General features: G+C 41.7%; 1 protein-coding gene. It reads left to right on the plus strand.

All coding sequences use genetic code 11. From position 1 onward, the window contains the following. On the plus strand, positions 1 to 2,515 hold a 2,515-nt coding region (locus LPB88_RS23620; RefSeq protein ID WP_230718244.1), incomplete at both ends, for a condensation domain-containing protein.

Consider the following 2,515-nt stretch of genomic DNA (forward strand, 5'->3'; position numbering starts at 1 on the left):
TGGAGGACCTGAGTACATATTTGGAATTAAGCGTTCGCAGTATCGATCAGTCGGCGGTAATTGGGGCGGTGGATCTAACCCCAATACAGCGTTATTTTTTCGAAGACCCTATTTTTAAGCTGCACCATCATTTTAACCAGTCAGTAGTTTTAAAAAGTAAAGAAGCCTTAAAGCATGAGCTGTTAGTAAAAAGTATAGCTTTTTTAACCGGGCACCATGATGCGCTTCGTATGGTTTACAGCCAGGAAGGCGCTAAGTGGACACAGTTCAACCAGGGCATTGCAGGGGGTGATACAGGGGTATATTTTTATGACCTGCGAGAAGAAGAAAATGAATTGGAAGCCATGGCAGAGCTGGGAGAAAAGCTTCAGAGCAGTTTTAATCTGCAGACAGGTCCTTTGCTTAAAGCAGCCCATTTCCGATTGGCTGGCGCAGACCGCTTAGCCATAATTATCCACCACCTTGTTGTAGATGGTATTTCCTGGCGTATTTTACTCGAGGATTTATCGAGCCTGTACAAGCAATTCAGCTTAGGAGAAATCCCGGAATTACCCCTAAAGACAGATTCATTCCAGAGATGGTCCCAGTTACAGCAGCAATATGCTACTAGTGATGCCCAGGGATCAGAGAAGTCCTATTGGGAATCCATTTGCAGCCAAAGCACAACGCCTTTTCCAACAGACAAGACCGCTTCAGGCTTTCAGAAAATGGATAGTGTTGTTTCGCTGAGCCTTGATAAATCCATCACCGAACTCCTGCAGACACAAGTTCACGGGGCTTATAATACCAAGATAAACGATGTTTTACTCACCGGTTTAGGCCTTGCGATAAAAGAGACTTTCGGATTGGATCAAAGCGTGATAGAAATGGAAGGCCACGGCAGGGAAGACATTATCGCCGATGTTGATATCAGCAGAACCGTTGGCTGGTTTACTTCGGTCTATCCGTTTTTGTTAAACATAAAAAATACAGCATCCCCGATCGCGAGTCTGATTGAAGTAAAAGAAGATTTACGAAAAATCCCCAATAAAGGGATCGGATACGGAATCCAGCGTTATTTATCAGATGGATTCAAAGGAGATTTCCAGCGTCCTGTTGAGTTCAACTATTTAGGTGATTTTGGTTATAATGCAGGGAATAAATCGGCCTCGATATTTGAATATTCCTCAGAGAATATAGGTTCAGATATTGCTTCAGATGTTCATAGTTATGCCCTTTTGAGTGTTTCAGGAATGCTGGTCTCAGGCGAGCTTCGCCTGTCTGTTCGATTCTCCCAGGCACTTTACCATTTACAGACCATTGAAAACTTAGCAGCCTCCTATCATAAAAATCTTGTTGGATTAATCCAGGAGCTTAGTGTTATAAAAGAACCAAAATTAACCCCATCAGATTTAACTTTTAAAGGTTTGAGTCTGTCAGATTTATCCAGGATAAACAAAGACAATACCCTTGAGGATGTTTATAAACTTTCTCCGTTACAGCAAGGGATCTACTACCACTGGCTGTCTGATAAAACCAATGCGATGTATTTCGAGCAAATGTCCTACAGGATAAAAGCCCCTGGTTTGAGTATTGCCTCTATCGAAGAATCGTATAATAAATTAGTGTCCCGACATGGGGTACTGCGAACAAGCTTTACCTATGATCTGAGCGATCACCCTTTACAATTAGTAAGAAAGCAAGTAGCGAATCATTTTTCATACCGTCAAATCCCCCAAGGGATCGCTGCGGCAGATTATATAGCGTTAGTAAAATTAGAAGACAAGACATTAGGATTTGATCTGGAGACCCCTTCACAGATGCGACTTGGGGTATTGGATCTGGGCAATGAGCAATATGAATTCATCTGGAGCCACCATCATATTCTCTCTGATGGCTGGTGTATGAGTATTTTAATTAAGGATTTCTATCAGTTTCTGCATGAGACAGATCAGAAGACCCCGCTGCATTTACCCAAACCTTTTGCGTATTCGAACTATATCCAATGGTTAGACCGTGTCAATACACAGGAATCCCTTGGTTATTGGAAAACATATTTACAAGGCTACGAGCATGTTGCCGGAATCCCGTTTACAACAGGATCAAAGCAAAAAAACACCTATTTAGAATCCAAAGAAAGCCTTATAATAGAGGGAGATTTATATGCAGGATTAAATGAACTCTGCGCAGAGATTGGAGTGACCCAAAACACATTTATGCAAGGCGTATGGGGTTATTTATTATCCAAATATAACAACACTCAGGATGTTGTCTTTGGAACTGTAGTCTCAGGAAGGCCAGCAGATTTGGAAGGAGTTGAGGATATGATCGGATTGTTTATCAATACCATTCCGGTAAGGGTAAAGTACAATGATAAGGATACACCACTGGATTTATTAAAACAAATTCAACAAGAGTCGATATGGAGTAAAGCCCATCATTATCTGAACCTCTCAGATGTTCAGTCCCAAAGTGAACTGGGCATGAACCTGATCGACCATATTATGGCTTTTGAGAATTATCCGGTACAGGATAT

The organism is Flavobacterium sp. JAS, assembly GCF_020991455.1.
Classification (GTDB): domain Bacteria; phylum Bacteroidota; class Bacteroidia; order Flavobacteriales; family Flavobacteriaceae; genus Flavobacterium.